The 4838-nt window shown below is 60.4% G+C and carries 7 protein-coding genes; 6 read left to right on the top strand and 1 reads right to left on the bottom strand.

Annotated elements, in window-relative coordinates:
• Both ACESNB_RS01145 and ACESNB_RS01140 read left to right on the top strand, forming a co-directional pair.
• Positions 1–406 (top strand): hypothetical protein (locus ACESNB_RS01145; RefSeq protein ID WP_373002709.1); only part of this gene is annotated, 406 nt, incomplete at its 5' end.
• Between the two features lie 161 nt (positions 407–567).
• Positions 568–843, top strand: coding sequence for a hypothetical protein (locus tag ACESNB_RS01140; RefSeq protein WP_373002707.1), 276 nt, complete (start codon positions 568–570; stop codon positions 841–843).
• Between the two features lie 2 nt (positions 844–845).
• Here ACESNB_RS01140 and ACESNB_RS01135 read toward each other — a convergent pair whose 3' ends face one another.
• Complete coding sequence (locus ACESNB_RS01135) at positions 846–1691, bottom strand: crotonase/enoyl-CoA hydratase family protein (RefSeq protein ID WP_373002705.1); 846 nt, start codon at positions 1689–1691, stop codon at positions 846–848.
• 396 nt (positions 1692–2087) lie between these two features.
• Between ACESNB_RS01135 and ACESNB_RS01130 the strand changes: the two genes are divergently transcribed.
• The 4 genes from ACESNB_RS01130 to ACESNB_RS01115 all read left to right on the top strand — a co-directional run.
• Complete coding sequence (locus tag ACESNB_RS01130; RefSeq protein ID WP_373002703.1) at positions 2088–2318, top strand: hypothetical protein; 231 nt, start codon at positions 2088–2090, stop codon at positions 2316–2318.
• 176 nt (positions 2319–2494) lie between these two features.
• The gene (locus ACESNB_RS01125) at positions 2495–3001 is read left to right on the top strand and encodes a thermonuclease family protein (protein ID WP_373002701.1); all 507 of its coding nucleotides are present in this window, start codon (positions 2495–2497) and stop codon (positions 2999–3001) included.
• Between the two features lie 332 nt (positions 3002–3333).
• On the top strand, positions 3334–3693 hold the full coding sequence (locus tag ACESNB_RS01120) for a helix-turn-helix domain-containing protein (RefSeq protein ID WP_373002699.1): 360 nt from the start codon (positions 3334–3336) through the stop codon (positions 3691–3693).
• A partial coding sequence (locus ACESNB_RS01115; RefSeq protein WP_373002697.1) for a type II toxin-antitoxin system HipA family toxin occupies positions 3690–4838 on the top strand: 1149 nt, incomplete at its 3' end. The genes ACESNB_RS01120 and ACESNB_RS01115, both read left to right, overlap by 4 nt.

The following is a 4838-nucleotide window of genomic DNA, read 5'->3' as shown; positions in this document are numbered from 1 at the left end:
TGCGCACATCGCTAAAATCAATGGACTCTCGGAACCTACTGCCAAGACGGCGCTGGGGATTGTGTTGAATTCAGCTGAGCGACAGGCTTCATCCTTCGCACCGGCAATGTTCAAGGCCATTCCCGGCGCTCGGGCACTCGCAGCCCGCACGGGCTCAGAGTTCGGCGCCGCCACAGGAATCATTGCCCGCCTTATCGAGCAGACTCCCGGCGGCAAACGCGTCGTCGCACAGACCATGATCGGCTCGCTTCATACGATCGGCCTGGACCACAAGGCGATTGGCCACCTGCTGCCATCGATCTCGACCTTCATGGAAGAGAATTACGACATGGCAGGCTTCGGACATCTGGGCGACCTGATCGGCCATGACATGGATGCGGAAATCAGCGCGGCCAAAGCGGCCTGACCTTCACTCCGAACTCGCACCGAACAAACAAAGCCGCCTGACAGGGCGGCTTTTTTTGATTCCTGCGACGCTTGGCTCAACCCGCTTGCCAGGGCCGTGCTCTTTTCTTTGTCGGCGCGTGTGGCTACAGCGGTGCCAGCTGAATTGAACGAGGATACGAAATGCGAACCGACACCGGGCTGCGCGCCGACGAAGCACTGGCACTGGACCTGATGGCCGCGATCCGCGCCGACGCCGAAACGCGCTGCGCCCCGGACAAGGTGGAACTCGTCTCCGTGACAATCGACGTCACCGGTGCTGACGTGGCCGGAACGCCAGTGTTCAATGCCCGGGTCGACCGCAAGACCCGCACGGTGCTGTTCACCGGCGGCTCGGCTACGTGCGGCGACGAGACCGTGATGACCGCGACAGCCGTTTACCGGATTGTTTCGGCCTAAGCCTACATCGGCGTATCGCGCAGTTTCATCAGGTCCGGGAATTCCGGGTCGCGCTTTTCGGCGCGTGCCGCGAAGGCTTCCTGCATGTGTGGCGGCGGGATCATGCCGGCATTCCACACACCGATATAATCGAGCGTGTCGGCCGTGTTGTGGTCGCGCCCGTAATTGATCAGCGTCTTGCAGCCGGTCACCGTCAGCGGGTCTTTCGACGCGATCTCTTTCGCCGTCGCCAGAACGTGAGCCAGCACGTCCTCATGCGTATCGAAGACGTCGTTCACCAAGCCGATTTCCTTGGCTTTGGCGGAATCGATGCGACGGCCCGTATAGGCCATTTCCTTGACCCAACCCTCGGGGATGTAGCGCTGCAGGCGCGGGAATGTGCCGACATCGGCGGTCATCGCGATATTGGTTTCCATGATCGTGAAGAAGGCGTCCTTCGTGCACCAGCGAATGTCGCCTGCGGAGATCATGTCGATGGCGCCGCCGATGACGCCGCCCTGCAGGGCAAAGAGGACCGGCACGCGGGCCTCTTCCAAGGCGTTGAAGCTGGACTGGATCTGGCGGATGTTAGAGCGGAAGGCTTCGGCTGCGACGTAGCGATCGACCTTTCCGCCACCCTCGCCTGAGCCGAAGACGGCCAGGTCCATGCCGGCCGAGAAATGCTTGCCGGTGGACGAGATGACGATGCAGCGGGCACGCGCATTCATGTCGATATCGCGGACAATGGCGGGCAATTCGTTCCAGAACGCCTTGTTCATCGTGTTCATCGCCTCGGGGCGGTTCATCTTGATGTGGGCGACCTTGTCATTGATCTCGACGGCGAAGGCTTCGTAGGTTTTCTGTAGCATGGGCGCGTTTCCTCGATTTTGCCGAAGACTAGCACAGGCCTGTTGCACGGCCAGATGTGACGCCGCGCAAGCCTCAGGCGTGGAGCAACTCGGCCTTGTTGGCGCGTATGAGGAAGGCCAGCCTTTGCGGCGTCTGGTCCGGCAGCTGTCCGATCCTCAATTTCAGTCCGGCCATGGCCGCTGGTTTCCTTCACAGGGGTACAAGACACGGTCCTTGTTGATAATGCAGAGCCGCCGGCCCGATCCGGTTCAGTACCAGGAGCGGCAGAACGTCACGAGCGTGGCCATTGTCAAAGGCTAAACCCCGGCGGGCGGGCGCATCTACCAAAAGGCGCATTTTAATCGACGCGGTCCGGACTCATCCACTCCATCAACAAGGAGCGGAGCCATCCGAACATGCGCACATCCCTGTGGACATTCGACACGGTCACTGTCGACCTTGAAGACAGGGACTGCTCGGTCAAGGCGGTCCATGCGATCAGCCTGGCGGAGGTCACGATCGTCTTTCGTCTGACAGACCGGCAACTTAAAGGCTCACCTGATAAGCTCAGGCAGGCGATCGAAACACTCGCAACCGACAAGATCCTCGATCTTGCATCCTTCCTCGACCAGATGCCGCCTGGCTGACAGCTCAAACGGGACCCAACACGAGCAAGGCGAGAAAGTCGGCAAATAGTATGGCGGCCGGAACCCGGATCCATCTGGGCAAGGGAGGCGGCCCATATTGTCCGCTCCTGTCATCATCCCATCCCATGCCGGTGAACCCGTTTCTGCAAATGCATGAATCATGATCAGCTTGAGCCATGAGACAGAAGCATACCGGCACTTTTTCAATGATCTTGCTCCTTGCCGCCTGCGGACAGATGAACGGCGATGCGGGGCGCGCTGTCCCGGCAGGCGATCCCTCAGATCGGATTGCCGGTGTCGCGTCCGTAATTGACGGCGACACAATCGAGATACACGGGCAGCGTATCCGCCTCTCGGGATTTGACTCGCCCGAGCGCGGGAAGACCTGCGCTGGCACCAATGTCTACCAGAAGGCGGCGCTTTACCTGTCCGACCAGATTGGTAGCCGAACCGTAACCTGCACCAGCAGCGGAAAGGACTCGTACGAGCGCACCGTCGCCACGTGCAATGTAAGCGGCGCCGACCTCGGCGACCTCATGGTCGGCGCTGGCTGGGCCCGCGACTGGCCGAAATACAGCCAGGGCGCCTATGCGGATGCGGAAGTGCGAGCCCGTGCTGCGCGCAAGGGAGTTTGGAATCTTGAGTGCCCGGATGACCTCTGGGGCAATCGGAAATATGACTAGGGTGGTTCTTCCAATGTCTGAACCACCCAAGAATATGTATATCATAACGCTCAAAGTTTTCCTGCCTGTCGAAATCTGCCGGAGGGGCGATGAGAATCTGGTCGTGCCGGCCCGGTGCGCCCTGCGATAAGTCCGGAATCACCTGCGGCGGTGCGGACAGGCGCGAAGGCAGGGATGCCACCAAACCTACAAATGCATTAAAACTGAAGCTATAAGTGGAAAAAGAGAACTTAATGCGCTATAAGTAACGCATAAAGATAATTGTAATAAAATTTATATAATGCTTCATATAAGGCGCGCAAGCTGCATTAAATCGGAATTGGGCTGCACGAATGACGCATAAGATTGATTTTTCAACGGCATCCAGCGGTGCGCTAATTGAAGCGCTTTGCAAGCGACTCGACGAGATCCGGCTGAGCCGCAATATCAGCCAGGCAGACCTCGCGGCTGAAGCCGGCGTCTCCAGGAGCACGCTCACCCGGCTTGCCGATGGCAAACCCATATCGCTCGATTCCTTCATCCGGATCATGCAGGCCTTGCGATTGACCGATCACCTGGCTGCCCTGTTGCCCGACCCCGCCGTTCGGCCCGTCGACCGCGTACGTCTCGAGGGGAGCGAGCGTCAGCGCGCAAGCGGCAAGCGAGCCGCCGCCGCGAAATGGCGCTGGGGCGACGAGGATTCCCAGGCATGACCGATACGGCCCGGGTCATTCTATGGGGCAGTGATATCGGTGCTGTGTCCTGGCTGCCGGATCGTGGCATTGGCGTCTTTCAGTATACACCTGAATTTGCCGCCTCCGGTATTGCCGTTGCCCCGGTCATGATGCCCCTGACGGACTTTCCCTACGAGTTCCCGTCGCTGTCGCGCGAGACGTTCAAGGGTCTGCCCGGCATGCTGGCTGACAGCCTTCCTGACAAGTTCGGCAATACACTCATCAATGCCTGGCTGTCGCGCCGCGGCCGGGAACCTGGAAGCTTCACGCCCGTCGAGCGCCTCTGCTATACCGGCACGCGCGGCATGGGCGCGCTCGAATTCAAACCCTTGATGCGCGATGCGCCGACTGAGTCGCGACGGGTCGACATTGATGCGCTCGTTGCGCTCGCCAACCGTGTCCTGGACGACAGGATCGCCCTTGAAGGCAAGTTCACCGGCATCGACGACCAGCAGGCCATCGAAGACATTCTCCGGGTCGGCACGTCGGCAGGCGGGGCGCGGGCAAAGGCTGTCCTCGCCTGGAACCCGCAGACCGGCGAGTTCCGGTCCGGCCAGGCTCAGGCCGGGGAGGGGTTCAGCCAGTGGCTGATGAAATTCGACGGCGTGCATGGCAATCGCGACAGGGAACTGGCCGACCCGCAGGGCTTCGGCCGCATCGAATATGCCTATTCCCTGATGGCGCGTGCCGCCGGCATCGACATGGAAGCGTGCCGCCTGCACGAGGAAGGCGACCGCGCGCATTTCATGACCAGGCGTTTCGACCGGACGCAAACCGGCGCCAAGCTGCATATGCAGTCGCTTGGCGCGCTCATGCACTATGATTTCAACATGGCCGGGGCCTATGCCTATGAGCAGGCGCTGCAGGCGATCCGGCGCCTGCAGCTTCCGATGGGTGATATCGAGCGCCAGGTTCGACGGACCTTCTTCAATCTTGTCGCGCGCAACCAGGACGACCACGTCAAGAACATCGCCTTCCTCATGGACAAACAGGGACGCTGGTCACTCTCCCCCGCGTTCGATGTCATGTACAGCTACAACCCGGCCGGAGTATGGACCAGCCGCCACCAGATGAGCCTCAATGGCAAGCTGGACGGTTTCGACCGGGAGGACTTCCGCTCCCTT

The organism is Hyphomonas sp., assembly GCF_041689225.1.
Taxonomy (GTDB): Bacteria; Pseudomonadota; Alphaproteobacteria; order Caulobacterales; family Hyphomonadaceae; genus Hyphomonas.
This window is presented reverse-complemented; position numbering and strand designations above follow the sequence as displayed.

What these genes read in the sequence shown, in the direction of transcription:
- ACESNB_RS01130 (WP_373002703.1), top strand. Translation starts at nt 2,088, where the DNA reads ATGCGCACATCCCTGTGGACATTCGACACGGTCACTGTCGACCTTGAA.
- ACESNB_RS01135 (WP_373002705.1), bottom strand. Translation starts at nt 1,691, where the DNA reads ATGCTACAGAAAACCTACGAAGCCTTCGCCGTCGAGATCAATGACAAG.
- ACESNB_RS01140 (WP_373002707.1), top strand. Translation starts at nt 568, where the DNA reads ATGCGAACCGACACCGGGCTGCGCGCCGACGAAGCACTGGCACTGGAC.
- ACESNB_RS01120 (WP_373002699.1), top strand. Translation starts at nt 3,334, where the DNA reads ATGACGCATAAGATTGATTTTTCAACGGCATCCAGCGGTGCGCTAATT.
- ACESNB_RS01125 (WP_373002701.1), top strand. Translation starts at nt 2,495, where the DNA reads ATGAGACAGAAGCATACCGGCACTTTTTCAATGATCTTGCTCCTTGCC.